Below are 1,466 nucleotides of genomic sequence, written 5' to 3' on the forward strand. Positions count from 1 at the left end.
GACGTAAGGTATCAGCTGTTTTTGCCAGTGTGAACATAACCATCTGGAACGGTACTACCATACTGAATACGCAAAGGTAATAGAAAACCTTGGATAATGTTCCGTTTACACGAACAATGTACCAGGCTGCCATAGAGCAGCACAGCATGATCAGAACAACGGACATCACTGAGATCACAAGACTGTACCAGAAGGATTTGAGGAAATCCATCTGTGTAACACTTGCCACAAAGTTTGCAACACCATTCCATGTCTCAGCTGTAGGAAGACTGAATACACCTGAAGTTGTAATCGCAGCTTCTTTCTTTAAAGAGTTGACTAAGATCAGTACGATCGGATACATCCAGAGGATGCAGATCAGCGTCAAAATAATTGACGCAACCGGATTTTTTTTCTTATTTTCCATCACTGCTGCACCTCCTTAGATGATGTTGCACGAAGCTGTATCAGTGCGATCGCTACAACCAGCAGGAAGAATACAACTGCTTTTGCTTGGCCGATACCCTTCCACTGAGCGCCGCTTCTTGCATAAAATGTATCATAAATATTCAAAGCCAGTAACTGTGACTGTTTACCCGGATCTCCTCCTGTAAGAGAAAGGTTCTGGTCAAACATCTTGAATCCGTTTGTCAGAGTCAGGAAAGTACAGATTGTAACAGACGGCATAATCATCGGGATCTTGATCTTGAACAGGATCTGTCTGTTTGTCGCACCGTCGATCTGTGCTGCTTCGACCAGATCAGGAGAAACGTTGTTCAGACCTGCTATGTAGATGATCATCATATATCCGATCTGCTGCCACATCAGAAGAATCAGCATACCGATGAATCCGTTTCTTGCAGAAAGTGAAAGCAAAGGCTGTCCCCATTTGGAGAGCAGTCCGTTTAACAGTGTCTGCCAGATATATCCAAGTACGATACCACCGATCAGGTTAGGCATAAAGAATACGGTACGGAATGCATTGGTTCCTCTGTATCCCTTGGTGAGTACCAGTGCGATGGAAAATGCCAGCACATTGATCAGAATACTGGAAACAAAAGCAAACACAACAGTCAGCCAGAATGAATGACTGAAGGTGTTATCCAGTAAGATCTTGGAATAGTTCGAAAATCCGACAAAGGTTACATCATTTACGGTTGTAAATTTACAAAATGAAAGATAAATGCCCCAGATAAAAGGCCAAAGGAAACCGATAACAAATGCCGCAAAAGTCGGCAATACAAAAATCGGCCACCACTTTTTGATCGTTCTTCCTACCATTTTAATTCTCCTCTTTCCCTCTCATAGAACTCACAGGAGGAGGCAAGAACCTCGCCTCCTCTTGATGATTGATCACATGTTATTTTGATTACTCGGAGAGAGCTTTCTCTGTAGCCCATCCGTCAACGAATGCACTTACAACATCATCCCATGAACCTGTGCCTGCTGCATATGCGGTAAGAGCTGTTCCAAGTCCGTTTTTCCAC

At 43.5% G+C, this 1,466-nt stretch carries 1 protein-coding gene and 1 pseudogene; both read right to left on the minus strand.

All coding sequences use genetic code 11. From position 1 onward, the window contains the following. Positions 1–406 (minus strand): annotated as a pseudogene (locus QZL69_RS05055) (carbohydrate ABC transporter permease); the annotation flags it as partial. Then, the gene (locus QZL69_RS05060) at positions 406–1,260 is read right to left on the minus strand and encodes a carbohydrate ABC transporter permease (protein WP_022214140.1); all 855 of its coding nucleotides are present in this window, start codon (positions 1,258–1,260) and stop codon (positions 406–408) included. The gene QZL69_RS05060 and the pseudogene QZL69_RS05055, both read right to left, overlap by 1 nt. Positions 1,261–1,466 lie beyond the last annotated feature (206 nt).

Source organism: Blautia sp. CAG:237, from assembly GCF_000436615.1.
Lineage (GTDB): Bacteria > Bacillota > Clostridia > Lachnospirales > Lachnospiraceae > Blautia_A > Blautia_A intestinihominis.

Excerpts from the sequence above, each read along its gene's own strand:
- QZL69_RS05060 (WP_022214140.1), bottom strand. The coding sequence starts at position 1,260 with ATGGTAGGAAGAACGATCAAAAAGTGGTGGCCGATTTTTGTATTGCCG.